Annotated in this window: 24 protein-coding genes; 20 read left to right on the forward strand and 4 right to left on the reverse strand. The window is 59.0% G+C overall.

The annotated features are described in order from the left end of the window. Window positions 1–119: 119 nt before the first annotated feature. Genes F3J31_RS11180 through F3J31_RS11190 form a run of 3 tightly spaced genes read left to right on the forward strand, consistent with a single transcriptional unit; the run spans window position 120 to window position 3,272 of the window. Window positions 120–2,759, forward strand: a complete 2,640-nt coding sequence (locus F3J31_RS11180) for a YdbH family protein (RefSeq protein ID WP_167213099.1) — start codon at window positions 120–122, stop codon at window positions 2,757–2,759. Beyond that, window positions 2,756–2,947 carry a YnbE family lipoprotein gene (locus tag F3J31_RS11185; protein ID WP_045910423.1) on the forward strand — a complete coding sequence of 64 codons (192 nt, stop codon included), beginning with the start codon at window positions 2,756–2,758 and terminating at the stop codon, window positions 2,945–2,947. The genes F3J31_RS11180 and F3J31_RS11185 overlap by 4 nt, the downstream gene beginning before the upstream one ends. A gap of 7 nt (window positions 2,948–2,954) precedes the next feature. Next, entirely contained in the window at window positions 2,955–3,272 is a 318-nt protein-coding gene (locus F3J31_RS11190; protein ID WP_008502387.1) for a YdbL family protein, read from the forward strand. On the opposite strand, the gene feaR is transcribed toward F3J31_RS11190, so the two are convergent. Further along, on the reverse strand, window positions 3,273–4,181 hold the full coding sequence (gene feaR, locus F3J31_RS11195) for a transcriptional regulator FeaR (protein WP_045910621.1): 909 nt from the start codon (window positions 4,179–4,181) through the stop codon (window positions 3,273–3,275). A gap of 241 nt (window positions 4,182–4,422) precedes the next feature. Between feaR and F3J31_RS11200 the strand changes: the two genes are divergently transcribed. Further along, window positions 4,423–5,922 (forward strand): aldehyde dehydrogenase family protein, encoded by a 1,500-nt coding sequence (locus tag F3J31_RS11200; RefSeq protein ID WP_167213101.1) that lies wholly within the window; start codon window positions 4,423–4,425, stop codon window positions 5,920–5,922. Between the two features lie 88 nt (window positions 5,923–6,010). Here F3J31_RS11200 and F3J31_RS11205 read toward each other — a convergent pair whose 3' ends face one another. From F3J31_RS11205 to paaZ, 3 genes are all read right to left on the reverse strand, one after another. After that, complete coding sequence (locus tag F3J31_RS11205; RefSeq protein ID WP_045910425.1) at window positions 6,011–7,117, reverse strand: GGDEF domain-containing protein; 1,107 nt, start codon at window positions 7,115–7,117, stop codon at window positions 6,011–6,013. Between the two features lie 118 nt (window positions 7,118–7,235). After that, on the reverse strand, window positions 7,236–9,509 hold the full coding sequence (tynA, locus tag F3J31_RS11210; protein WP_167213103.1) for a primary-amine oxidase: 2,274 nt from the start codon (window positions 9,507–9,509) through the stop codon (window positions 7,236–7,238). A gap of 214 nt (window positions 9,510–9,723) precedes the next feature. Beyond that, complete coding sequence (gene paaZ / locus F3J31_RS11215; RefSeq protein WP_167213104.1) at window positions 9,724–11,763, reverse strand: phenylacetic acid degradation bifunctional protein PaaZ; 2,040 nt, start codon at window positions 11,761–11,763, stop codon at window positions 9,724–9,726. A gap of 284 nt (window positions 11,764–12,047) precedes the next feature. Here paaZ and paaA point away from each other — a divergent pair, with 284 nt between their 5' ends. The 16 genes from paaA to F3J31_RS11295 all read left to right on the forward strand — a co-directional run bounded on the left by paaA (window position 12,048) and on the right by F3J31_RS11295 (window position 25,681). Then, on the forward strand, window positions 12,048–12,977 hold the full coding sequence (gene paaA / locus F3J31_RS11220) for a 1,2-phenylacetyl-CoA epoxidase subunit PaaA (RefSeq protein WP_025911363.1): 930 nt from the start codon (window positions 12,048–12,050) through the stop codon (window positions 12,975–12,977). Window positions 12,978–12,988: 11 nt separating this feature from the next. Beyond that, window positions 12,989–13,276 (forward strand): 1,2-phenylacetyl-CoA epoxidase subunit PaaB, encoded by a 288-nt coding sequence (gene paaB, locus F3J31_RS11225; protein WP_167213106.1) that lies wholly within the window; start codon window positions 12,989–12,991, stop codon window positions 13,274–13,276. Between the two features lie 8 nt (window positions 13,277–13,284). Then, entirely contained in the window at window positions 13,285–14,031 is a 747-nt protein-coding gene (gene paaC, locus F3J31_RS11230) for a 1,2-phenylacetyl-CoA epoxidase subunit PaaC (RefSeq protein WP_063621531.1), read from the forward strand. Window positions 14,032–14,042: 11 nt separating this feature from the next. Next, window positions 14,043–14,540, forward strand: coding sequence for a 1,2-phenylacetyl-CoA epoxidase subunit PaaD (gene paaD, locus F3J31_RS11235; protein WP_025911360.1), 498 nt, complete (start codon window positions 14,043–14,045; stop codon window positions 14,538–14,540). A gap of 7 nt (window positions 14,541–14,547) precedes the next feature. Further along, complete coding sequence (gene paaE, locus F3J31_RS11240; protein ID WP_167213109.1) at window positions 14,548–15,618, forward strand: 1,2-phenylacetyl-CoA epoxidase subunit PaaE; 1,071 nt, start codon at window positions 14,548–14,550, stop codon at window positions 15,616–15,618. Beyond that, complete coding sequence (paaF, locus tag F3J31_RS11245) at window positions 15,615–16,382, forward strand: 2,3-dehydroadipyl-CoA hydratase PaaF (RefSeq protein ID WP_167213112.1); 768 nt, start codon at window positions 15,615–15,617, stop codon at window positions 16,380–16,382. The genes paaE and paaF overlap by 4 nt, the downstream gene beginning before the upstream one ends. Beyond that, window positions 16,382–17,170 (forward strand): 2-(1,2-epoxy-1,2-dihydrophenyl)acetyl-CoA isomerase PaaG, encoded by a 789-nt coding sequence (gene paaG / locus F3J31_RS11250; protein WP_167213183.1) that lies wholly within the window; start codon window positions 16,382–16,384, stop codon window positions 17,168–17,170. The genes paaF and paaG overlap by 1 nt, the downstream gene beginning before the upstream one ends. Window position 17,171: 1 nt before the next feature. Further along, window positions 17,172–18,596 (forward strand): 3-hydroxyacyl-CoA dehydrogenase PaaH, encoded by a 1,425-nt coding sequence (gene paaH / locus F3J31_RS11255; RefSeq protein WP_167213115.1) that lies wholly within the window; start codon window positions 17,172–17,174, stop codon window positions 18,594–18,596. Beyond that, window positions 18,586–19,008, forward strand: a complete 423-nt coding sequence (paaI, locus tag F3J31_RS11260; RefSeq protein WP_008502373.1) for a hydroxyphenylacetyl-CoA thioesterase PaaI — start codon at window positions 18,586–18,588, stop codon at window positions 19,006–19,008. The genes paaH and paaI overlap by 11 nt, the downstream gene beginning before the upstream one ends. Continuing rightward, complete coding sequence (gene pcaF, locus F3J31_RS11265) at window positions 19,008–20,213, forward strand: 3-oxoadipyl-CoA thiolase (RefSeq protein ID WP_167213118.1); 1,206 nt, start codon at window positions 19,008–19,010, stop codon at window positions 20,211–20,213. Before paaI ends, pcaF begins: the two co-directional genes overlap by 1 nt. A 27-nt stretch (window positions 20,214–20,240) precedes the next feature. Further along, window positions 20,241–21,557 (forward strand): phenylacetate--CoA ligase PaaK, encoded by a 1,317-nt coding sequence (gene paaK, locus F3J31_RS11270; RefSeq protein WP_167213120.1) that lies wholly within the window; start codon window positions 20,241–20,243, stop codon window positions 21,555–21,557. Between the two features lie 153 nt (window positions 21,558–21,710). Beyond that, the gene (gene paaX / locus F3J31_RS11275; protein WP_028016008.1) at window positions 21,711–22,646 is read left to right on the forward strand and encodes a phenylacetic acid degradation operon negative regulatory protein PaaX; all 936 of its coding nucleotides are present in this window, start codon (window positions 21,711–21,713) and stop codon (window positions 22,644–22,646) included. Between the two features lie 9 nt (window positions 22,647–22,655). Then, the gene (gene paaY / locus F3J31_RS11280) at window positions 22,656–23,252 is read left to right on the forward strand and encodes a phenylacetic acid degradation protein PaaY (protein WP_039025627.1); all 597 of its coding nucleotides are present in this window, start codon (window positions 22,656–22,658) and stop codon (window positions 23,250–23,252) included. A gap of 88 nt (window positions 23,253–23,340) precedes the next feature. Next, a complete protein-coding gene (locus tag F3J31_RS11285) occupies window positions 23,341–23,691 on the forward strand; it encodes a DUF4440 domain-containing protein (RefSeq protein WP_167213123.1) in 351 nt (116 codons plus the stop codon). A gap of 711 nt (window positions 23,692–24,402) precedes the next feature. After that, on the forward strand, window positions 24,403–25,146 hold the full coding sequence (locus tag F3J31_RS11290) for an SDR family oxidoreductase (RefSeq protein ID WP_167213125.1): 744 nt from the start codon (window positions 24,403–24,405) through the stop codon (window positions 25,144–25,146). 52 nt (window positions 25,147–25,198) lie between these two features. After that, entirely contained in the window at window positions 25,199–25,681 is a 483-nt protein-coding gene (locus F3J31_RS11295; RefSeq protein WP_167213128.1) for a glutathione peroxidase, read from the forward strand. Window positions 25,682–25,858 lie beyond the last annotated feature (177 nt).

Raw genomic sequence — 25,858 nt, forward strand, 5'->3', positions numbered from 1 at the left:
ATACTATTTACAGCATCTATCCTTAATCGTGGCGTTAACTTCAACTCAACCGCTAAACATGCGACAATGATCGGCACTGCCGGCTTAATTCTTTCGCTAAATCAGGATATTAACTGCCCATGAAGGGTAAATACAAAGCCGCTCTTGCGCTTTTACTGCTGTTCATACTGTTGCCGCTGACGCTGCTGATGACGCTCGCCCAGTGGGTGCCGACGCTCGCTGGGATCTGGCTTCCCGTCGGGACGCGCATCGCTTTCGAAGAGAGCCCGAAACTGACTCGCCACGCGCTGGTGATCCCCGACCTTCGCTATCTGGTGGAAGACTGCGAAATTGCCCGCATCGATAACGTGACGCTGTCACATCCCAGCCGCTGGAAGCTGGACATCGGCGCGCTGGATCTTAACTCCGTCTGCCTGAGCAAAATTCCCCAGTCAGCGCCTTCAACGGTCGCCCCGAAAACGCTGGCGGAATGGCAGGCGGTATTGCCCAATACCTGGCTTACGGTTCACCGCCTGACGCTGTCGCCCTGGCAGCAGTGGCAGGGTGAGCTTCACGCGTCCCTGACCCCGTCCAGCCAAGAGATCGCCTATAAAGGCGAGCAGGTCAGCATTAAAGGCACGCTTCGCGGTCAGACGCTCTCGGTCAGCCAGTTCGATGTTCAGCTCCCTGACCAGCCGCAGCCTGTTAAGCTGGTGGGCGAGTTTACCCTGCCGCTGGTGCCGGACGGGGTGCCGGTGAAAGGCCACGCGGTGGCGACCTTTAACGTGCCACAGTTAACGTCTCTGGTCGATGCCGATCTCGACTGGGAAGACAATCAGGGACAGCTGGTGGTGATGGCGAGAGACAACCCCGATCCGCTTCTCGACCTGCCGTGGCAGATCACGGCGGAACAGCTCAACATCAGCGACGGACGCTGGAACTGGGATCTCTCGGGTATGCCGCTGAGCGGGCGGGTGTCCCTTCGCGCCGACAACTGGCAGCAGGGGCTGGAGAAAGCCACGCTGACCGGACGACTGAACGTGTTGACGCAAGGCGATGCGGGGAAAGGCAACGCGGTACTGAATATCGGGCCCGGCAGGCTCAGCATGGAAAACAGCGACATGCCCCTACACCTGAGCGGCGAGGCGAAGCAAAACGATCTCATTCTTTACGCCAAATTACCGGCAAAACTGACCGGCAGCCTGTATGAACCGCAGCTCGCCTTTGAGCCGGGCGCGCTGCTTCGCTCGCGCGGACGCATCATTAACTCACTCGATATCGATGAAATCCGCTGGCCGCTGGCGGGCGTGAAGCTCACCCAGAAGGGCGTGGACGGTCGTTTACAGGCGATTTTACGCGCCCATGAAAACGAGATGGGCGATTTTGAACTCCACCTGGACGGTCAGGCCAACGACTTTTTACCTGATAACGGCCTGTGGCAGTGGCGGTACTGGGGGAAAGGCGGCTTTACGCCGATGCATGCCCGCTGGGATGTCGCCGGGAAAGGCGAGTGGCGCGACAACCTTATTGAGCTGACGGCGCTCTCCACCGGTTTTGACAAGCTTCAGTACGGCACGATGGAGGTCAGCAAGCCGCGTCTGGTGCTGGATCAGCCTGTACGCTGGTTGCGCGATGCCGAAAAACCGGCCTTCAGCGGTGCGCTGTCGCTGAAGGCCGGGCAAACCCGCTTCTCTGGCGGCAGCGTGTTGCCGCCCTCGGTCCTGACCTTCAGCGTCGACGGCACCGACCCGACAATTTTTCAGTTTAAGGGCGACCTCCATGCGGACAACATCGGCCCGGTACAGGTCAACGGAAGGTGGGATGGCGTGCGCCTTCGCGGGCAGGCCTGGTGGCCGAAACAGTCCCTCACCGTATTCCAGCCGCTTATCCCGCCGGACTGGAAAATGACGCTGCGCGACGGTGAGCTTTATGCGCAGGTTGCCTTCTCGGCGGCGGCCGATCAGGGCTTTGAAGCGGGTGGGCACGGGGTACTGAAATCCGGCAGCGCCTGGATGCCGGACAACCAGATAAACGGCGTCGATTTTGTGCTGCCGTTCCGCTTCAGCGAGGGAACCTGGTCTCTGGGCACGCGCGGACCGGTCACGTTGCGCATTGGCGAAGTGGTAAACCTGGTGACCGCGCGCAACATTACCGCGGATTTACAGGGCGATTATCCCTGGACGGAGGACAATCCGCTGCTGCTCACCAACGTGAAGGTGGAAACCCTCGGCGGGAAGATCACCATGCAGCAGCTGCGGATGCCGCAGCACGATCCGGCCCTGCTGCGCGTGGACAATATCTCATCGAGCGAGCTGATTAGCGCCGTCAATCCAAAACAGTTTGCCATGTCGGGGCCGGTCAGCGGGGCGCTGCCGTTCTGGCTGGACAACGAAAAATGGATCATTAAGGATGGCTGGCTGACTAACCCGGGGCCTATGACGCTGCGCATCGACAAAAATACGGCCGACGCCATCGTCAAAGACAATATGGTCGCGGGTGCCGCGATTAACTGGCTCCGCTATATGGAAATTTCGCGTTCGTGGACGAGAATCAATTTAGATAACCTGGGTGAATTAACCATGCAGGCGACCATCAAGGGGACCAGCCGGGTCGATGGCAAGAGCAGCTCCGTCAACCTGAACTATACCCATGACGAGAATGTCTTTACCCTCTGGCGCAGCCTGCGTTTTGGAGACAATCTGCAAACCTGGTTTGAGCAACACGCGGCGATACCCGGTCTCCGCAGTTCGACTGGCAAGGAAAGTGAGGAACAACAATGAAAAAGATGGCTGGTGCGCTCACCGTTGCCGTTGCCGCGCTACTGTCCGGCTGTACGCCGCGCATTGAAGTCGCTGCACCAAAGGAGCCGATTACCATCAATATGAATGTCAAAATCGAACATGAGATCCACATTAAGGTCGATAAAGACGTTGAAACTTTGCTGAAAACGCGCAGCGATCTGTTCTGAGGACGCCATGAAACGAGTAGCTCTGATTTTACTGGCGCTGGGGATGAACGTGCAGGCGGCTACGCTCACCCTAAATGACGCCCGGGCACAGGGGCGCGTGGGGGAAACCCTCAGCGGTTATCTCGCCCCGATTCAACAGGACGCCGAAACGCTGGCGCTGGTTAATCGCATCAACGCGGCACGCACGGAAAGCTACCAGAAGCTGGCTGACAGCAATAATTTGCCGGTCGATGAAGTGGCCAAAATGGCAGGGCAGAAACTGGTTGCCCGCGCGCAGCCGGGCGAGTACGTGAAGGGCATTAACGGAAAGTGGCTCAAAAAATAGCTAGCGGTAGCGCTTGCGGTATTCACCCGGCGAAACGCCAAAGCGCTGCTTAAACGCCGTTGAAAAATGGCTATGGTCGGTGAACCCCCAGCTGTAGCCAATGCCCGCCAGCTTTTCGTCATCACCGGCAGCGCGCAGCACCTCCGCGCAGCGATCCAGACGGCGGTTTTTAATGTACTGTGCAACCACCAGCCCCTTCTCGGCAAACATGCGGTAAAGGCTGCGCACGGACATACCGCTCTCGGCGGCAATCCATTCCGGGCGCAGCGATTCAGACTGAATGTGGTCGTCAATCAGCGCCACCACATGCTGGAACTGGCGTTCCTTACGCGGCTGAATGATTTCGCGCTGCTGGAAAGCGGGGCGCAGCAGGCAGATCATCGCTTCGAGCGCCGCTTCGCTCTCCCGGTCACTCAGGCTGGTATTGCTCATACTCTCCATCAACAGGCGATGGCTCAGCTGGACCGTGGGCAGCGTGCGGGAAAGAGCGGTGGCGCAGCTTATCTCCTGAAAGCGGCACTGCTGCTCAATAATCTGACGGGGAACCAGGAGCGAAATCTGGCGGGATTTTTCCTGCCAGTTGATCGAGCAGGGGCGTGAGGCATCAATCAGCGTAATATCACCGGTTCTGAGTACCGCGCGGCGGTCATCCTGCTCAATTTCCGCACTCCCTTCGAGCTGGAACACGGTATAGAACCAGGCATCGTTACTCTGTTTGATCTCCTGACGGGAGCGGAACAGGTTCACGCCGCCGGCGGTGACGGTGCTGAGCTTCAGGCTGCGCGCATAGCTGGTCTCCAGCTCGCCGTAGAATTTTCCCTCGGTGGGCTGTGCGTTAAAACGCCCGCAAACCTGATTAATTTGCGCCAGCCACTGCTGATACTGTTCCTGCTCGCTTGCACACGCCATCGTTTCTCTCACTGCACCGTCAACGTTTTCGCATTGTTGCATTTGTGTTGCATTTTGTCAGAGCTATGAGGCTGACTATAGGAAAGAACACTCACCGGTAACAGCGATATAAGCGGCAATTATCGTGATTTGCGGAGCCTGTCACAGGTGGCAAAGCGAATGTCACAGAGACAAAAGCGAGAATGCAAAACCCCACTTAGACTGGATGAACACCCTGCGAAGAATAACGAAGGAGTATCCTATGTCTGAATCACTGGTAGCTATTCAGCCTGCCGTGCAGCAATTTTTAGACCGACAGCATGGCCTGTGGATTGAAGGGCGTCAGGTCGCATCGGACAGTGAAAAGCGGCTGAATGTCTACAATCCGGCCACGGGCGAGGTCATCGCCTCGACTGCCGACGCCAGCGTCGACGACGTTGATCGTGCCGTCATGTCCGGCTGGCGCGCCTTTGTGGCCCGTACCTGGGCCGGAAAACTCCCGGCGGAGCGCGAGCGGATCCTGCTCCATTTCGCCGATCTGGTGGAACAGCACAGTGAGGAGTTGGCCCAGCTTGAAACGCTGGAGCAGGGCAAATCCATCAACATCTCCCGTATGTTTGAAGTCAGCTGCACCCTGAACTGGATGCGCTATACCGCCGGGCTGACCACCAAAATTACGGGTAAGACCCTCGACCTCTCCATCCCGTTACCGCAGGGCGCCCGCTATCAGGCGTGGACGCGAAAAGAGCCGGTTGGCGTGGTGGCCGGGATTGTGCCCTGGAACTTCCCGCTGATGATCGGGATGTGGAAAGTGATGCCAGCGCTGGCCGCGGGCTGCTCTATTGTCATCAAGCCGTCTGAAACCACGCCGCTGACCATGCTGCGCGTGGCGGAACTGGCCAGTGAAGCGGGCATCCCGGACGGGGTGTTCAACGTGGTGACCGGCAGCGGCGCGGTGTGTGGCGCTGCGCTGACCTCGCATCCGCATATTGCTAAGGTGAGCTTCACCGGCTCAACGGCGACGGGTAAGCAAATCGCCCGCGCGGCGGCGGACACGCTCACCGGCGTGACCCTGGAGCTTGGCGGGAAAAACCCGGCAATTGTGCTCAAGGATGCGGACCCGGCGTGGGTAATCGAAGGCCTGATGACCGGCAGCTTCCTGAACCAGGGGCAGGTGTGCGCGGCGAGCTCGCGTATCTATATTGAAGCGCCGCTGTTCGACACGCTGGTCAGCGGGTTTGAACAGGCGGTGAAATCCCTCAGCGTCGGGCCGGGCATGTCGCCAGAGGCGTTTATCAACCCGCTGGTGTCGCGTGCGCACTGTGACAAGGTGCAGACCTTCCTCGATGAGGCGAAGTCGCGCAACGCGGAGCTGATTGTCGGTAACCGTGGGCCGGAAGGCAAAGGCTATTACGTTTCGCCTACGCTGGTGGTGAACCCGGATGCCTCGCTGCGCCTGACCCGCGAAGAGGTGTTTGGCCCGGTGGTCAACGTGGTGCGCGTTGCCGACGGGGAAGAGGCACTCCAGCTGGCAAACGACAGCGACTATGGCCTGACGGCGAGCGTCTGGACGCAGAATATCAGCAAGGCGCTGGAATATACCGACCGGCTGCAGGCGGGCACCGTCTGGGTCAACAGCCATACGCTGATCGACGCCAACCTGCCGTTCGGCGGCATGAAGCAGTCCGGGACAGGGCGCGACTTTGGTCCGGACTGGCTGGACGGCTGGTGTGAAACCAAGTCGGTTTGCGTGCGGTATTAAAAAAACTGCCGGGTGACGGCTACGCCTTACCCGGCCTACAACACCTCGATCCGTAGGCCGGGTAAGCGCAGCGCCACCCGGCTTTTATTTAGAGCGACCACCGATCCCGCCCGGCCTCTTTCGCCCGATAAAGCGCCGCATCGGCGCGAGCGATGATCTCGGTGCCGGCCAGCCCCTCTGCCATGCTCGCAATCCCCATGCTTACGGTGACATGGTCGCTGACCGTGGAGGCGTCGTGCGGTATGGCTTCCGTACGCAGGCCGTCCTGAATACGCAGGGCAACCTTTTCCGCGATGTTTGCCGGGCAATTGAAGAGGATGACCACGAATTCCTCACCTCCGTAGCGTGACACCACATCATCAGGTGTGCGCACCGACTGCTTCAGCACGCGCGCCACGCGGGTCAGACAGTCGTCGCCTGCCTGGTGCCCGTAGGTATCGTTGTAGCGCTTGAAGTAGTCGATATCCAGCATGATCACCGAGAAGGTTTTTTTCTGCTCAACCGCGTTCTCCAGCACTACCTCCATTTTCCGGCGATTAGCGGTCTTGGTTAACGGGTCCTGGTGCGCCAGCGCGTCCAGCCGTGATATCAGCAGCTGATTTTGCTGGTTACGTCGCCAGGCTTCGTCAAACCAGCTCAGCAGAATGAAACGCCCGCAGACCAGGATCAGCGTAAACACGCTCCAGATGATGATGAAGTGCAGGTTTAGGCCATCATTGCGTACCCAGCTTGCAACCGGCAGGGTGATCCAGAGCGGGAGCACAAAGGCGAGCAGCCCCTCAGGGTAAAAATAGAGCGCCGTTAACCCGGCGAGTAACAGAATGACGCACAGCGGCCAGACGTGGGGCAGCAGCAATTGCGTGATGAACCAGAAACAGGAGACCGACCAGATGGCGCTACAGATAAACAACACCACGCTGATTCCGGCGATACGCCGCCAGGCCATCAGGATCAGCGCAGCAGAGAGAATAATAATGCCGAGCATGGAGGCATCGACCATTCTCGTCAGCTGCGGCGAGTGGGGATAAAGGGGATCGCTGGCCTTAAGCAGGATGTGTCGCAGCAGGATCATCACCGCGAAACTGACGTTGACGAAGGCCAGCCACGGCAGGTTCATCGCCAGCCCATGCATGACCATGGCATGGCGTGTGGACCAGGTTGCCCGTTCCAGCGTCGGTTGTTTTCTTTTTTCCATAAAGGCCTTTCCCGTCCGGGGGATAAATCATGCAGGTGAGATATCAGTAACTATAAGCAAGCCAGGGCGATCCTCAAACTTCAGGGCAAAAAAAACCGGGCAATTGCCCGGTGGATGGTTATTTTTCGTCTTTTTTCTTCCCGAGCGTTGGCGTCTCGTCGAAGAAGTTCCACGGTTTAAGGAGGGTATGCACCCATTCCGTTGGCATAATTGGCCACTCTTCCGCACGCGCCACGTGGGTGGTGCCGGTGGTCATCCAGACCACGTCATCCTGATCGTTGAGCGACTCGTTATCCTTGCTGTATTGCCCCAGGCCGGTGTCGTGCACGGAGCGGTTAGGGAATTTTCCTTCCGGGTAGAGCTCATCCGGGTGGTAGCGGGTCACCCACAGCTGTTTGTCCATAAAGCTCAGGCGATGGTAAATCCACTCGTCCGGCGCAAATTTCGCGCCGGTTGCCACCGGGTGCGTGCCGCCCGCGTAAGGGATGATCTGGTACGAAACCGGGTTGCCCATGCGGTTCTCTTTGCGGGTGTTGCTCAGCAGGCGAATCGTGCCCGGGTCGAACTTCTGCGCTGCCTGCTGCTCGGTATCAATATCATACTGATTGATCTGCATGGTGCTGGTGCGCGGGCCACCGGCGGTATTCGGCTTCACTTCCGGATCCATGGCCACCAGCTTGTTGTTGATACCATCCACGTCCATATCAAGACGGAAGTTGTAGATGTGCTGGTGCGTGGTGCCCACGATGTTGTGGTCGATCAGCGTACCGTATTTTGTATCGTCTTTAGCTGTGGCATCGTGCATGGTTTTCGCCTGTACGCCTTTCACCGCTTCGATACCCGTCGCACCGGCGTCAATGCCGATGGTGCCATTTTCATGGAACACCCAGTCGAAGATGTAATCGTAATTGCCCACGGTACTCACCCAGCGCACCACCAGTTCGCGGCGCTCGGTGCTGACGTTAGGCTGGCCCATCTCCTGATGCTTATATTCCGGGCCGGCGTAGCGTTCGAAAATGGCGATTGCGCGCGGGATCTCCATCGGCGCGCCGGTGTAGTCCGGGATGGTTTCATTGAGCATCACCGCGTTGGACGGCACGTCTTTACCGCGTACCAGCGGCGAGGTCAGGGTGCCCATGCCGTAGTCGCCGGAATCAAGATAGGCCTTAAAGTACCAGCCCACGTCCGGATCGCCGTAAGGGACGATCATGCCGCCGAGCGACCCCTGATACATAATCTGGCGTTTTTTGCCGTTGTCGTTATAGGTGACGGTTGAAATCATCGGGCCGACGCGGGAGTCCAGGCTCAGGTGGAAGTCCCAGTTCTGCCAGTGCACCATATCGCCGGTAATGGTGTAGTTCTTGCCTTCCGGCTCAATGATGTCGAGCGGTTTTTTCGGCGTCTCTATACGGTCGCGGCCATCGTAGGGGCGCGGTGTCATCGGAACCGGAACAACGGCACCTTCCTCAATCTTCTGGATTTTCTTCTGCTCAAGATCGACCACGGCCACCAGGTTTTCAATCGGGTGCGCCCAGTAGTTGCCGTCGCCGACATCCAGATAGCTCACCACTTTCAGCAGGCGATCTTCCTGCTTCAGGCCATCTTTACCGTCGAAATAGCCGACGGTCAGCGGCGTGGTAATCACTTTTTTCGGGTCGGTGATGCCGTGTTTTTTAAGCACCTCGGCAAACTCCATGCTGTCGTTGATGATCTGCTGTACCGCGGTGAAATCATCCAGCAGCACCATGCCGTGCGCATCTTTCACCGGCTCCCAGCGCAGGATTTTTTTATCCTTCAGATCCACCAGGCTTTCGATAACGTGCTTCCCATCGAGCATCACAATCTTTGCCTGACGCGGGGCATCCACAGCCGTACCGTTAAGCACAAAGTCCCACACTTTGGCTTTCTCTGGCTCAGCAAGGGCAATCTGGGTAAAGCGGGTATTCGGTTTAAAATCCGCTGAGGCTTTGACAATCTCAACGGCTTGCTTAATTTCGTCCGCCGTCAGCGCGTTTAGCGGGTGAGGGCGTTTTTCAACCTGGAAAGTCTGGTCAAGACCGGACTGGAAAACATCGTTGATGAAGCTGTCAGAGATAAAGGCTTTTTTGCCTTTCATCACCACCGGCACCTCGAGCTTGAGGGTTTTCCCGTTGACGATGGCGGTTTTAGCGCCCGGTTTGACCTTCACAAAGGCGCCGTCTTTCGCAATGGTGAACATCTGTGCGTAATCATCCCACTGAACGTCGGCGCCAAAGTCCTGCAGCGTTTTGTCCATCGGGACCATATGCGCCTCACTGCCGTGGGCGAAAACAGGGGATTGCCAGGCGCAACACAGCGCAACGGCCATAGCCAGCGCCGTTCTACGGGCAGAAAAAGAAGAATTGCTTCCCATCGTAGACCTCATTTTGTTGTGTTTGTTGTGCTTATTGTGTTGTGACAGCCTTATCCTGACAGGCGCCTGAGAAAAGCGTTTGCCTGCATCTGCCAGATTATTTGCCAGTCTTGCCAGGTTAAAAAAAGAGCGGGGCGATGTCACACCCCGGTTGGTCGTCGTAGGCCGGGTAAGCATCGCGCCACCCGGCAGGAAAGGCGGTGAAGGGAAGGTGTCAGAAATCCCCCTGCTGGCGCGCCACCAGCGTCAGGATGGAGTACAGCGCCACGGCCTGCTGGTGCTGGTTGAAGATCTCAACCGCCCATTCCACCACGCCGGTTGGTTTTTCCTCGGCGGTACGCTGTTTCTTCAGCGTTTTACGCTTGCAGGTCAGACGCACCTGAATGGTATCGCCCGGTTTAACCGGCTCGATAAAGCGCAGGTTTTCCATGCCGTAGTTGGCGATCACCGGCCCGACGCCCGCATCAACAAACAGCCCTGCTGCGGCGGAAATCAGGAAGTAGCCGTGCACTACGCGCTCGCCAAAGATCGACTCTGCCGCGCCAATCTTGTCCATATGGGCGTAGAAGTGGTCGCCGCTCAGGCAGGCAAAGTTCACAATGTCCGCTTCCGTCAGGGTGCGGCGCGGCGTCAGCAGGCTATCGCCCGGCTGCAGCTCCTCAAAGTATTTGCGGAACGGATGCACGCGATCTTCCTGCACCGCTGCGCCACGCACCCACTGTTTGCCAATAGCCGCCAGCATCGTCGGGCTGCCCTGAATGGCGGTGCGCTGCAGGTAGTGCTTCACCGCACGCAGGCCGCCCAGCTCTTCGCCGCCGCCCGCGCGTCCCGGGCCACCGTGCACCAGCTGCGGCAGCGGGGAACCGTGGCCGGTGGACTCTTTCGAGGCTTCCTCGTTGAGGATCTGAATACGCCCGTGGGCGCACGCCGCACCGGTAATAAACTGGCGGGCAATGTCCAGGTCTGCGGTGACCAGCGTACCCGCCAGGCTGCCGCCGCCCGCGCGGGCAAGCTGCATTGCGTGGCGCGCGTTGCGATACGGCATCAGCGTCGCGACCGGGCCAAAGGCTTCGGTTGAGTGCACTGCCGGAGTTTCATCCGGCTGCGGGCAGAACAGCAGGGTCGGCGGGTAGAACGCGCCCGCGGCCTGCAAATCCGCTTTGCCACCCAGGCGGACCTGGCAGCCTGCGGCGATCAGTTGCTCCACTTTCTCCTGCACGTCCGCACGCTGTTCGGCGTTGACCAGCGCGCCCATCTTTACCCCTTCCTGCGCCGGGTCGCCCACCACCACCTTTTCCAGCCGGGCAACCAGCGCCTGGCTCACGGCGTCAATCTGGCTCTGCGGGACGATAATGCGGCGAATGGCCGTACATTTCTGCCCGGCTTTGGCGGTCATCTCGCGCACCACTTCCCGAATGAACAGGGCAAATTCCGGCTGCTCCGGCGTGACGTCTTCCCCCAGCACGCAGCAGTTAAGGGAGTCGGCTTCCATCGTGAACGGAATGGCATTCGCCACAATATTCGGGTGCACGCGCAGGCTTTGCCCGGTGCTGGCGGAGCCGGTAAAGGTCACCACGTCCTGACTGTCGAGCTGGTCGAGCAGATCCCCCGCGCCGCCGCAGATCAGGCTGATGGCGCCGTCCGGCACCAGCCCGCTGTCGACGATGGATTTCACCATCGCCTGCGTCACCTGTGCGGTGGCGGTGGCGGGTTTGATGATGGCGGGCATGCCGGCAAGCCAGGTCGGGGCCAGTTTTTCCAGCATTCCCCAGCAGGGGAAGTTAAAGGCGTTGATGTGCACCGCCACCCCGGATTTGGAGGTCAGGACGTGACGCGCGGCAAAGCCGCCTTCTTTTGACAGCGGGATCAGCTCGTCTTCCGGCCACACGGTGTCATCCGGCAGCTCGCGGCTGCCCAGGCTTGCATAAGTGAAGAGGGTGCCGATCCCGCCTTCGATATCGACCCAGCTGTCTGATTTTGTCGCCCCGGTCTGGGCGGACAGGGCATAAAACGTCTCTTTCTCGCTAAGCAGGTGCTTTGCCACCGCCTTCAGCATGGCCGCGCGTTCGATAAAGGTCATCTCGTGAAGCGCTTCGCCGCCGCGCTCAATCGCATAGCGACGGGCGGCCGCCATGTCCAGCCCTTCGCTGGTCACGCTCCACAGCGCTTCGCCACTGATGGCGTGATGAATAGTGCGTTCGCGGCCCCGGCCAGACTGCCAGGTACCGGATAAGAAGCTGGCTAACTGCTGCATCGCTTATCTCCAAATGTTACGTAATTTACCCATTAATAGTTTGATCATGAATCATAAAAATCAAGCTGAGTTTTAATGAATTGTTAACATTGTGATCCGCTCTGATGAAACACGGCGCGCCAGGACGCTCTTCAGCGCGCCTGTAGTAAAAGCCTTGCGAGCAATGTCACATAATCAGGAAACAATTCTTGGGATTATATTTAACCTTTGTGTAACTTTTAAAAAACAAAGTGATTCAACATTACGCTTTAATTTGCAAACTAACGAATCATAAAGGTGATGACGTGACGCAAGAACAACGGTTTGAGCAGCGCATAGCGCAGGAGACGGCGATTGAGCCTCAGGACTGGATGCCTGACGCCTACCGTAAGACGTTGATCCGCCAGATTGGCCAGCATGCGCACTCCGAAATTGTCGGCATGCTGCCCGAAGGGAACTGGATCACCCGCGCCCCGACGCTGCGCCGAAAAGCGATCCTGCTGGCGAAGGTGCAGGACGAAGCCGGACACGGGCTTTACCTCTACAGCGCGGCGGAAACGCTGGGCTGCGCGCGGGAAGACATCTACCAGAAGATGCTCGACGGCAAGATGAAATACTCCTCCATCTTCAACTATCCGACCCTGAGCTGGGCCGATATCGGCGTGATCGGCTGGCTGGTGGACGGCGCGGCCATTGTCAACCAGGTGGCGCTGTGCCGAACCTCCTACGGTCCGTATGCCCGCGCGATGGTGAAAATCTGTAAAGAAGAGAGCTTCCATCAGCGTCAGGGCTTTGAAGCCTGCATGGCGCTGGCGCAGGGCAGTGAAGCCCAGCGTCAGATGCTGCAGGACGCCATCAACCGCTTCTGGTGGCCAGCGCTGATGATGTTCGGGCCGAACGACGACAACTCGCCGAACAGCGCCCGCAGCCTGGCGTGGAAAATCAAACGCTTCGGCAACGACGAGCTGCGCCAGCGCTTTGTCGACAACACGGTGCCGCAGGTGGAGATGCTGGGCATGACGGTGCCCGATCCCGACCTGCGTTTTGATGAAGAGAGCGGTCATTATCGCTTCGGCGAGATCGACTGGCACGAGTTTGACGAGGTCATTAACGGGCGCGGCATCTGCAACCACGAACGCCTGGCCGCCAAACGTAAAGCCTGGGAAGAGGGGGCGTGGGTGCGGGAAGCCGCACTGGCGCACGCCGAAAAACAACACGCCCGCAAAGTGGCTTAAGAGGAATCACGATGAGCAATGTCTACTGGCCGCTGTACGAAGTGTTCGTACGCAGCAAACAAGGGTTATCCCACCGTCACGTGGGCAGTCTGCATGCCGCCGACGATCGCATGGCGCTGGAAAATGCGCGTGATGCCTACACCCGCCGCAGCGAAGGGTGTTCTATCTGGGTGGTTAAGGCGAGCGAGATTGTCGCCTCCCAGCCGGAAGAGCGCGGCGAGTTCTTCGACCCGGCGGAGAGCAAGGTTTACCGCCATCCGACGTTCCACACCATCCCTGACGGCATCGAGCATATGTGAGGCAAAGAATGAATTCAGTGACTGCCTATGCCCTGCGTCTGGGCGACAACGGTCTGGTGCTCTCCCAGCGTCTCGGTGCCTGGTGCGGCCACGCGCCGGAGCTGGAGATCGACCTCGCGCTCGCCAATATCGGCCTCGATCTGCTGGGACAGGCGCGCAATTTCCTGACCTATGCCGCGCAGCGGGAAGGCCAGGGCGATGAAGACACGCTGGCGTTTGGCCGCGATGAGCGCCAGTTCCGCAATGTCCTGCTGGTGGAGCAGCCGAACGGCAGCTTCGCCGACACGATTGCCCGCCAGTACCTGATGGATGCCTGGAACGTGGCGCTGTACGAACGCCTGACACAAAGCCGCGACGGCCAGCTTGCCGCCATTGCCGCCAAAGCGATTAAAGAGGCGCGCTACCACCTGCGCTTCAGCCGCGGCTGGCTGGTGCGTCTGGGCGACGGGACCGAAACGTCCGCGCAAAAAATGCAGCAGGCCATCGACAACCTGTGGCGTTTTACGGCCGAGCTGTTTGAAGCCGATGACGTCGAACGGGAGTTGATTGAGTCCGGCGTGGCGGTTGACCCGCGCCTCCTGCGCCAGCCGTGGGAAAGCGAAGTGTATGCCGGTCTGAATGAAGCCTGCCTGCAGGTGCCCGCCGAGGTGGCGTACCGCACCGGGGGCAAGCAGGGGCTGCATACCGAACATCTGGGCCCGATGCTGGCGGAAATGCAGTATCTCCAGCGCGCGTATCCCGGTCAGCAGTGGTAAAGGAGAACGCTATGCAACGCCTCGTCGACATCGCGCCCGCGCAAATCCCGCAGATCTGGGCGCTGCTCAGCCAGATCCCGGACCCGGAAGTGCCGGTGTTAACCATCACCGATTTAGGCATGGTGCGCAGCGTGAAGGCGCAGGGGGAAGGCTGGGTCATTGGCTTTACGCCGACCTACTCGGGCTGCCCGGCAACGGAACACCTGCTGGGGGCGATCCGCGAGGCGATGACCGCGCACGGCTTTACTCCGGTACACATTGTGCTCCAGCTTGAACCCGCCTGGACCACCGACTGGATGACCCCCGACGCGCGTGAGCGCCTGCGGGCGTACGGCATCAGTCCGCCGGTGGGGCATAGCTGTCACGCGCACGCGCCGGTGGAGGTGAGCTGTCCGCGCTGCGCCAGCACCGACACCTCGCTTATCAGTGAATTTGGTTCGACGGCCTGCAAAGCGCTCTACCGCTGCAATTCCTGCCGTGAGCCCTTCGACTATTTCAAATGTATTTGAGGCTGCCATGACAACGTTTCATTCATTAACAGTGGCAAAAGTGGAACCCGAAACCCGCGACGCGGTGACCATTACCTTTGCGGTGCCGCAGGCGCTGCAGGAGGCCTACCGCTTCCGTCCCGGCCAGCACCTGACGTTAAAAACGACACTTGGCGGAGACGAGCTGCGCCGCTGCTACTCCATCTGCCGGAGTACCGCTCCGGGCGAAATCAGCGTGGCAGTCAAAGCCATCGACGGCGGGCGCTTCTCCCGCTATGCCCGGGATGAGATCAAAGCGGGCATGGCGCTGGAGGTGATGGTTCCTCAGGGGCAGTTTGGCTACCAGCCACAGGCCGAACGCGAAGGCCACTACCTGGCGATTGCGGCAGGCTCGGGGATCACCCCGATGCTGGCGATTATCTCCGCGACGCTTGCGACCGAACCGAACAGTCATTTCACCCTGATCTACGGCAACCGCAGCAGCCAGAGCATGATGTTCCGCCAGGCGCTGGCGGACCTGAAAGACAAATACCCGCAGCGGCTGCAGCTGGTCTCCATCTTCAGCCAGGAGCGGCTGGACAGCGATCTGCTCTATGGCCGCATCGACGGGGAAAAACTGCAGGCGCTGGCGAAAACCCTGATTAATTTCCGCCAGTATGACGAGGCCTTTATCTGCGGCCCGTCGGCGATGATGGACGACGCGGAAGCCACGCTGAAGGCGCTGGGGATGCCGGACAAATCCATTCACCTTGAGCGCTTTAACACCTCCGGAATCACCGTTAAGCGCGCGGCGCACGTGCAGGCGGGCGGACAGAAAGTGACCGTTCGCCAGGACGGGCGCGACCGTGAAATTACCCTGACGGCGGACGACGAAAGCATTCTTGATGCCGCCCTGCGTCAGGGGGCAGATCTGCCGTATGCCTGCAAGGGCGGCGTCTGCGCCACCTGTAAATGCAAAGTGCTGCGCGGGAAAGTGGACATGGCGACCAACTACAGCCTGGAGCCGGACGAGCTGGCCGCCGGGTATGTGCTGAGCTGCCAGTCTTTACCGTTAACCGCCGACGTGATCGTCGACTTCGACGCGAAGGGGATGGCATGAGTGAGCTGACTGTTACCCGTCATGGCCGCGTGCTGCAGCTGACGCTAAACCGTCCGGCGGCGCGCAACGCCCTCAACAACGCGCTGTTGACCCAGCTTGCGGAACAGCTTGAGGCCGCCGCTGTGGATGCTGACATCACCGTCTGCGTGATTTACGGCAGCGAGCGCTGCTTTGCCGCCGGGGCCGATCTCAACGAAATGGTGGACAAAGACCTGCCTGCCACTCTGAACGATATTCGCCCGCAGCTGTGGGCGCGTATCAACGCTTTTCCTAAACCGCTGATCGCCGCCGTGAACGGCTTCGCGCTGGGCGCGGGCTGCGAGCTGGCGCTGCTGTGCGACGTGGTGATTGCCGGTGACAACGCCCGTTTCGGCCTGCCGGAAATCACGCTCGGCATCATGCCCGGCGCGGGCGGCACCCAGCGCCTTATCCGTAGCGTCGGGAAATCGCTGGCCAGCAAAATGGTGCTGACCGGCGAGAGCATTTCCGCCGAGCAGGCGCTGAACGCCGGGCTGGTGAGCGATGTTTTCCCGGCAGCGCTGACGCTGGAGTATGCCCTGAAGCAGGCGGCCCTGATGGCGCGCCACTCGCCGCTGGCGCTGCAGGCGGCGAAGCAGGCGCTGCGCCAGTCGCAGGAGGTGGCGCTCCAGGCCGGTCTGGTTCAGGAGCGCCAGCTGTTTACGCTACTTTCCGCCACTGAAGACCGCCGGGAAGGCATCGACGCCTTCTTACAAAAACGCACCCCCGACTTTAAAGGACGCTAATTGTGGAATTTATTCTCAGTCATGTAGAACAGGGCGTGATGACCATTACGCTGAACCGTCCGGAGCGTCTGAACAGCTTCAACGACGTGATGCACCAGCAGCTGGCTGAGTGCCTGAAACAGGCCGAGCGCGATGACACCGTTCGCTGCCTGCTGCTCACCGGCGCAGGACGTGGTTTCTGTGCCGGTCAGGACCTGAACGACCGCAACGTCGACCCCAACGGCCCGGCGCCCGATCTGGGCATGTCCGTTGAAACCTTCTACAACCCGCTGGTGCGCCGCCTGGCAAAGCTGCCGAAGCCGGTCATCTGTGCCGTTAACGGCGTGGCGGCGGGCGCGGGCGCCACGCTGGCGCTCGGGTGCGACATGGTGATTGCGGCGCGCTCCGCCAGCTTTGTGATGGCCTTCAGCAAGCTCGGTCTGGTGCCGGACTGCGGCGGCACCTGGCTGCTGCCGCGCGTGGCCGGACGCGCCCGCGCCATGGGGCTGGCGCTGCTCGGGGACAAACTCAGCGCTGAACAGGCGCAGGCGTGGGGCATGATCTGGCAGGTGGTGGATGACGAACAGCTCTCCACCACGGCACAGCAGATGGCCCTGCATTTTGCGTCGCAGCCGACCTTCGGCCTGGGGCTGATCAAGCAGGCGATCAACGCCGCGGAAACCAATACTCTGGACGCTCAGCTCGATCTCGAGCGCGACTATCAGCGCCTGGCCGGGCGCAGCGACGACTACCGCGAGGGCGTCAGCTCTTTCCTGGCGAAGCGCGCGCCGAACTTTACGGGGAAATAAGATGCTGAACATACGGACTGTCGCCGTGATCGGCAGCGGCACGATGGGCGCCGGCATTGCCGAAGTGGCGGCCAGCCACGGTCATCCGGTTCTGATCTACGACATCTCCAGCGATGCGATATCACGCGCCATCGACGGGATCCGCCAGCGTCTGGCCTCCCGGGTGACGCGCGGAAAGCTCTCCGCCGATGCCGGCAGCCAGATCCTTGCCCGGCTGGTTCCCGTCACCGATATCGACGCGCTCTCTGCGGCCGATCTGGTGATTGAAGCGGCCTCCGAGCGGCTGGAGGTGAAAAAGGCGCTGTTTGCGCAGCTGGCGGAGATCTGCGCGCCGCAGACGGTGCTGACCAGCAATACCTCTTCCATCTCCGTCACGGCGATTGCGGCGGACGTCCACCACCCGGAACGCGTCGCAGGCCTGCATTTCTTTAACCCGGCGCCGGTCATGAAGCTGGTGGAGGTGGTCAGCGGGCTGGCGACCTCCCCGGAAGTGGCCGACGCGCTGTGCGAGCTGGCGCTGAACTGGGGCAAACAGCCCGTTCGCTGCCAGTCAACGCCGGGGTTCATCGTCAACCGCGTCGCGCGTCCGTTCTATTCCGAAGCCTGGCGCGCGCTGGAGGAACAGGTCGCTCCGCCGGAGGTGATTGACGCCGCCCTGCGTGAAGGCGGCGGCTTCCCGATGGGGCCGCTGGAGCTGACCGACATGATTGGTCAGGACGTCAACTTTGCGGTGACCTGCTCGGTATTTAACGCCTTCTGGCAGGAGCGTCGTTTTCTGCCTTCGCTGGTTCAGCAGGAGCTGGTGCTGGCAGGAAGGCTGGGCAAAAAGAGCGGGAAGGGCGTGTACGACTGGCAGGGTGAAAAACCTGACGTGCAGTGGGTTGAGTCGGTGAACGACAGCTATAGCCCGATGCGCGTGGAAAAAATACGTGACGGTGTCACGGAAATAGATGACGTCTATCTGGTTGAAACGCAGGGAGAGACCGCGCAGGCGCTGGCGCTGCGGCTCAACGGCCCGGTGGTGGTGGTCGACCGGATTGAGCGTGACGTGGCGGTCATTGCCGCCGCCGCCAGCAACCCGTATACCGCGACGCAAAAAGCCATCCGCTACCTGCAGCAGCAGGGGCATCGGGTGGTACAAATTGCCGATTATCCCGGCCTGCTGATCTGGCGGACGCTGGCGATGATTGCCAACGAGGCGCTGGATGCCCTGCAAAAAGGGGTCGCCAGCGAGAAGGACATCGACACGGCCATGCGCCTGGGCGTGAACTACCCGAGCGGGCCGATCGCCTGGGGCGAGCGTCTTGGCTGGCAGCGCCTGCTGACGCTGCTGGAGAACCTGCAGCGTCATTACGGCGAAGAGCGCTATCGCCCCTGTTCACTGCTCCGCCAGCGCGCGCTTCTGGAGAGTAGCTATGAGTCATAACGCCTGGCATAACGCCCGCACCATGTACGAACGGGACGCCTGCGCGCAGGCGATGGGGATGGACATTGTCGAGATGGACGAGGGCTACGCGGTGGTGACCATGACCATCACCCCGCAGATGCTGAACGGCCACAAAACCTGCCACGGCGGCCAGCTGTTTTCGCTGGCGGACACCGCTTTTGCCTACGCCTGCAACAGCCAGGGGTTGGCGGCGGTAGCCTCCGGCTGCTCGATTGATTTTCTGCGTCCGGGCTTCGCCGGGGACACGCTCACCGCCACCGCGCGGGTGAAGCATCAGGGCAAGCTGACCGGCGTGTATGACATTGAAATCCAAAACCAACAACAGAAAACCGTCGCCCTTTTTCGCGGAAAATCTCACCGCATCGGCGGCAGCGTGACAGGAGAGGCCTGATGCGTGACGCATTTATTTGTGATGGCGTTCGAACCCCGGTGGGCCGTTACGGCGGCGCGCTTTCCGCTGTTCGAACTGACGATCTCGGTGCCGTGCCGCTGCGCGCGCTGCTGGCCCGCTACCCGCAGCTCGACCTGGAGCGGATTGACGACGTGATATTCGGCTGCGCCAACCAGGCGGGGGAAGATAACCGCAACGTGGCGCGCATGTCGTTGCTGCTGGCCGGTCTGCCACAGACGGTCTCCGGCACGACGATCAACCGCCTGTGCGGTTCCGGGCTGGACGCGGTTGGTTTTGCCGCGCGCACCATTAAGGCGGGGGACGGCGACCTGCTGATCGCGGGCGGCGTGGAGTCGATGTCCCGCGCGCCGTTTGTGATGGGCAAAGCCACCGCGGCGTTTCAGCGACAGGCGGAGATCTTCGATACCACCATCGGCTGGCGATTTGTGAATCCGCTCATGCATCAGCAATTCGGAACTGACAGTATGCCGGAAACGGCAGAGAATGTAGCTGAATTGTTAAATATCAGCCGTGCCGATCAGGACGCCTTCGCGCTGCGCAGCCAGCAGCGTACCGCGCAGGCGCAGCAGAACGGCGTTCTGGCGCAGGAGATCGTCCCGGTGCCGGTGCCGGGTAAAAAAGGGGCGATCACTGAGTTCAGCGTGGATGAACATCCGCGCGCGGACACCACGCTCGAACAGCTTGCCGGGCTGAAAACGCCGTTCCGTAAGAACGGGGTGGTCACGGCCGGAAATGCCTCCGGGGTTAACGACGGCGCGGCGGCGCTGATTGTCGCCAGCGAGAAGATGGCGCTGGTGCAGGGGGTAGTTCCTCGCACGCGGATCGTGGCAATGGCGACGGCGGGCGTGGAGCCACGTCTGATGGGGCTCGGCCCGGTGCCGGCCACCCGCAGGGTGCTGGAGCGCGCCGGACTCAGTATTCACGATATGGACGTCATTGAGCTTAACGAAGCTTTCGCCGCGCAGGCGTTGGGCGTGCTGCGTCAGCTGGGCCTGCCGGATGATGCCGCGCACGTCAACCCGAACGGTGGCGCGATTGCGCTGGGCCACCCGCTGGGCATGAGCGGCGCCAGGCTGGCGCTGGCCGCGAGTAACGAACTGCACCGACGCGGCGGGCGCTACGCGCTGTGTACGATGTGCATCGGTGTGGGTCAGGGCATTGCCATGATCCTTGAGCGTGTTTGAGCATAAAAACAATGTGAGTACCCTACAATGACAAATACAACAAAGCTTGATCCGATTGAAACGGCCTCCCTTGACGAGTTACAGGCGCTGCAGACCACGCGTCTGAAATGGACGCTGCATCACGCCTATAACAACGTGCCGATGTACAAACGCAAGTTTGATGCTGCGGGCGTTCATCCTGACGATTTCAAAGAGCTGGCGGATATTCGTAAGTTCCCGTGCACCACCAAGCAGGATCTGCGGGATAACTATCCGTTCGATACCTTCGCCGTGCCGATGGAGCAGGTGGTGCGCATTCACGCGTCATCCGGCACCACCGGCAAACCGACGGTTGTCGGCTATACCCAGGGCGACATTGATAACTGGGCCAACCTGGTGGCCCGGTCCCTGCGCGCCGCAGGCGGCAGCGCGAAGGATAAAATTCACGTGGCGTATGGCTACGGCCTGTTTACCGGCGGGCTGGGGGCGCACTACGGCGCCGAGCGCTTAGGCGCGACGGTGATCCCGATGTCCGGCGGCCAGACGGAGAAACAGGCGCAGCTGATCCGCGATTTCCAGCCGGACATGATCATGGTGACGCCGTCCTACTGCCTCAACCTGATTGAAGAGCTGGAACGTCAGATGGGCGGCGATGCCAGCACCTGTTCCCTGCGCGTGGGCGTCTTCGGCGCCGAGCCGTGGACGCAGGCCATGCGCCGTGAAATTGAAAAACGCTTAGGGATTACGGCGCTGGATATCTATGGCCTCTCCGAGGTGATGGGGCCGGGCGTGGCGATGGAGTGTATCGAAACCGTCGACGGCCCGACCATCTGGGAAGATCACTTCTACCCGGAGATCGTCAACCCGAACGACGGCACGCCGCTGGATGACGGTCAGCAGGGCGAACTGCTGTTCACCACGCTGACCAAAGAGGCGCTGCCGGTGATCCGCTACCGCACCCGCGACCTGACGCGTCTGCTCCCGGCAACCGCGCGCAGCATGCGCCGTATGGACCGCATCAGCGGCCGCAGCGACGATATGCTGATTATTCGCGGCGTCAACGTCTTCCCGTCGCAGCTGGAAGAGGAGATTGTGAAGTTCGAACACCTTTCTCCGCATTACCAGCTTGAGGTGAACCGTCGCGGACATCTTGATTCACTTTCCGTGAAGGTGGAGCTGAAAGAGAGCAGCCTGACGCTGACGCACGAGCAGCGTTGCCAGGTGTGCCACCAGCTTCGCCACCGTATTAAGTCGATGGTGGGGATTTCCACCGACGTCATGATCGTGAACTGCGGCAGCATCCCGCGCTCGGAGGGCAAAGCCTGCCGGGTGTTTGACCTGCGTAAAGTTGCGGCCAACGGTTAAAACACCTTACCCCTCATCCTAACCTTCTCCCCTGAGGGGAGAAGGTACTGCTCGGTGCGGCCTTTTCCCCTCTCCCCTCAGGGGAGAGGGCCAGGGTGAGGGGCTATCCCGGAATCCTATGCTATGATTCATCAGGACAAAAATAACAACAGAATGAATCACATGAATAAACTCGACGCCTTTATCCAGCACGCGGTCAGCTCCGTTCCCGTCAGCGGGACCTCGCTTATCTCCTCGTTATACGGTGACGCGCTTTCCCATCGCGGCGGTGAGATTTGGCTCGGCAGCCTGGCTGCCTTACTGGAAGGCATGGGGTTTGGCGAACGGTTCGTGCGTACCGCGCTGTTTCGCCTCAACAAAGAGGGCTGGCTGGACGTCTCGCGCATCGGGCGACGCAGCTTTTACCGCCTGAGCGATAAGGGGCTGCGCCTGACGCGTCGCGCGGAGAATAAGATCTACCGCGCGGAACTGCCCGCCTGGGACGGTAAATGGTTATTGCTGCTCTCCGAGGGGCTGGATAAAACCACCCTGGCCGACGTTAAAAAGCAGCTGATCTGGCAGGGGTTTGGCACGTTGGCGCCAAGCCTGATGGCCTCGCCGTCACAGCATCTGGCGGACGTGCAGTCACTGCTTCACGATGCCGGCGTGGCGGAAAACGTGATTTTCTTTGAAGCCCACTCGCCGCTGGCGCTCTCGCGCGCCGCGCTGCGTTCACGCGTAGAAGAGTGCTGGCAGTTAACCGAGCAAAACGCGATGTACGAGTCGTTTATCAGCTCGTTCCGGCCGCTGCTGCCGCTGCTGAAAGAGGCCGCGCCGGAGGAGCTGACGCCGGAACGCTGCTTCCAGATCCAGCTGCTGCTGATTCACTTTTATCGTCGCGTGGTGCTGAAGGACCCGCTGCTGCCGGAAGAGTTACTGCCTGCGCACTGGGCGGGACAAAGCGCCCGACAGCTCTGCATTAATATCTATCAGCGTGTCGCGCCGGGGGCGCTGGCGTTTGTCAGCGAGAAGGGCGAAACCTCTGTCGGCGAACTGCCCGTGCCCGGCACGCTCTACTATCAACGCTTTGGTGGTCTTACAAGCGCATAAGGAGGGAAGATGCCTGTTTATCAAATTGACGGCCTGACGCCGGTCGTGCCGGACGAGAGCTATGTTCACCCCACAGCGGTGCTCATTGGCGACGTGATTCTGGGCAAAGGCGTTTACGTCGGTCCCAATGCCAGCCTGCGCGGTGATTTTGGCCGTATCGTGGTGAAAGACGGGGCGAACATTCAGGATAACTGCGTGATGCACGGTTTCCCGGAGCAGGACACGGTGGTGGAAGAGGACGGGCACATCGGCCACAGCGCCATTCTTCACGGCTGCGTGATCCGCCGCAATGCGCTGGTGGGCATGAACGCGGTGGTGATGGACGGGGCGGTCATTGGTGAAAACAGCATCGTCGGCGCGGCGGCGTTCGTGAAGGCCAAAGCGGAGATGCCTGCCAACCATTTGATCATCGGCAGCCCGGCCAGGGCGATCCGTGAGCTGAGCGAGCAGGAACTGGCCTGGAAGCAGCAGGGCACGCGGGAATATCAGGTACTGGTGGAGCGCTGCAAGCTGACGATGCATCAGGTAGAGCCACTGCGCGAGGTTGAGCCTGAACGGAAGCGGCTGACGTTTGACGAGAATTTGAGGCCGAAGTCGGCGGTGTAGGGGGAGATCCGCTTCGTGCTGGAGCGGACGTTGCCTTAGAGCGATTATCGTTTTAAAAAAACTGACAAAATGTAAAAGGACAATCACTATGCTCCTTGAGAAGCTTATTGGACTTGAATGTTCTCTACATGGCGAGATGCGAAAAGACAGGGAATGGCTCGAACAGATACTTCATAAAAAATTCAGAGAAATAACGCGTACAGGTGTGTTAGTCACTCGTACTGAGACAATAGAATGCCTTTCTAATGAAGTAAACGCGCCGACTATTCTCAGCAGCGATTTTCAACTCATTAGCGTAAGCGATAATTTCGCAATATTACATTACAGGACGTTTAATCAGGATGGCAGTCGTACTTCTCTTCGTTCTTCATGTTGGGAGCGTTTTGATAATGACCAGTGGAAGCTGGTGTTTCATCAGGGGACACCCGAATCGCAATAGCGTTAGATGTAAAATCGAAACAGGGAACTGCATAACTTAAGCATCAAAGTTAAATTCAAGTATAAATGAGCCATTCAGCGAGTCCAGTAGAATTAATTCCCAGGAGGTAGCATACCAAACAGGTGGAACCATATGAATACGGTAAATATGAGGGGTGTAAACAAGTTGGTTGAGTAAATCTAAAAATTCATCTTGCAAAGGCTTTAATTGATCGCACAGTACTTCTGCTCTGCCAAAAAGGAAAAACCAAGTTTTAATACTATCATTGAATTGGTTTTCGTTAATTCCCTCGATTTCGATATGCCAGTAATCTATGACCGTGTTGGGATAGGCTGCCGCGATATGATCTTGTACGGATTTTTAACAATGAACCAGAATTATTAATGTAGGTGAATGAGTATTCAACTCTTGGGGCGTTAACCCTGTTTAGGCATTCGACGTCACACAGATAGCCGTTAATTTTTTCCTACATCAAGCTTTATAAGCTCATCGTTCATTCTTTTGCATTGCATAGCGCAATATACCTATCGACTTATGTTTTTGGTGAAATGTAAGCCTTAAAGAAACTCGTATTATATATTTTTAATGGTGAAATACAATGCAGTCGCTGTTTTAGCCCGCTGTAAATGGCACTAACGGGAAGATGTAACCCCGCCTCACCATGCTATAAATCCTCCGATACAGACTCATCACGATAAAGGACGCAGAGTTATGCTGAGAGGAAAACGCGCTGTTATCACGGGTGGCGGTGGGGGATTTGGTCAGGCGCTGTGCGTCTGGCTGGCGCGAGAGGGCGTTGACGTGGATTTTAGTGCCCGTCGGGTGGAGGATATAGAAAAAACCTGCGCCCTCATCGCGGCTGAAGGGGGTGTGGCAAGAGGGTATCTCTGCGATTCAGCCCAGCCGGAATCCGTTTCTCAGTTCTCTTCGCAGGTCTTACATGCAGACAGGCCAATCGATATTTTACTACTGAATGCTGCTCAGTGGCTGTCAGGGACTATAGACGAACAATCGAGCACAGAAATCGTCAATACCGTCAGTTCAGGCCTGACAGGTTCAATCCTGCTCACCCAGGCGCTGCTTTCAGGATTGCGACGTTCAGACGGCGCAGACATCATTGCGATTATATCCGCATGCGGTATTCCGAACTTTACAGATTCCATTGCCCATCCCGCTTTTTTTGCCAGCAAACATGGAATGAGCGGCTTTATCACCAAACTGTCAAAACAATTGTCCCGGGAAAATATAAGGGTGGCCGGCTTGTATCCACCCGATTTTGAACTTACCGGGTTAGACGCGCTTGTCGACGATCGCTCACGAATGAGGGAGCGCTTAATGAATGGACGATCTGTCTGGGAAACGGTGCGTTTTGTGCTCACTCAGCCCCGTAGCTGCCACATTGGTACCGTCTACTTTCAGGGGCCCACTCGCGAAGATCTGGAATGTCAGTCCTGAACCTCGTATTTTTGTATCCACCTCTCGATTTAGCAGAACAGGTACCACACAGATGACGCGCTTTTACGAATTTACCGCTACCAGCCTTGATGGACGACCGATCTCTATGGCCGACTATGCGGGTAAGGTGGTTCTGGTTGTTAATACGGCCAGCCAGTGCGGCTTTACGCCCCAGTATGCGGGTCTTGAAGCACTGTTTAAAAAATACGCCGATCAAAGGCTGGTGGTGCTTGGCTTCCCCTGCAACCAGTTCGGTAAGCAGGAACCTGGCGGTGCCGACGACATCTCAAAGACCTGTTACATTAACTACGGCGTCAGCTTTCCCATGTTCGAGAAAGTCGAGGTCAACGGTGCCGCAGCACATCCGATTTTTCGTTATCTGAAAGACGAATTGCCCGGCGTGCTGGGTGGGCGGATTAAGTGGAACTTTACTAAATTTCTGATCGGGCGTGACGGTAAACCCCTCAAGCGCTTTGCACCAATGACTACGCCCGAGAAAATGGAGGGGGCAATTGTTGCGGCACTGGGAAGGTGAGTGTTTTTGTCGCTAGAGCCATCTGTTTGTCGGGGATAGCCGATATTCTGATGTCCGCTCTGTGCCAGATGCGGACGTCGAGGAGAATGTTATTTTGATGCGAAATATTTGCGTAATATTTTTTCTAATAACGAGAAAACGACCGTCACCCTTTTGGGAGTAATCAGCTGGTAAGGC

The sequence above is a fragment of the Enterobacter sp. Acro-832 genome, from assembly GCF_011752745.1.
Classification (GTDB): domain Bacteria; phylum Pseudomonadota; class Gammaproteobacteria; order Enterobacterales; family Enterobacteriaceae; genus Enterobacter; species Enterobacter quasiroggenkampii.